The sequence below is a fragment of the Xenorhabdus santafensis genome, assembly GCF_033949405.1.
Lineage (GTDB): Bacteria > Pseudomonadota > Gammaproteobacteria > Enterobacterales > Enterobacteriaceae > Xenorhabdus > Xenorhabdus santafensis.
Map to the genome: position 1 here is coordinate 1 of NZ_VCDN01000533.1, position 261 is coordinate 261.

General features: G+C 34.5%; 1 pseudogene. It reads right to left on the reverse strand.

Annotation, left to right across the window (positions count from 1 at the left end):
* Positions 1-261, reverse strand: a pseudogene (gene sdhC, locus FE392_RS23290) (succinate dehydrogenase cytochrome B558); the annotation flags it as partial.

A 261-nucleotide genomic window follows, 5' to 3' on the forward strand; every position in this document is an offset into this window, starting at 1 on the left:
TCGATGAACGCTAATAATGCACTCACACCTACATAAGATAAACCTAAGAAAATAGCTAATGTTACATAAGTAGAGATTCTTTGTGAACGTGGAGATACTGTAATTCCCCAGCTGATGCAGAATGTCCATAGTCCATTTGCAAAGTGGAAAATTGTTGAAACAACACCAACTAAATAGAAACCAAACATAAATGGATTGTTTAAAATATCTGCCATCATATCATAGTTTACCTCTTTACCTAACAATGCTTGAATACGAGGT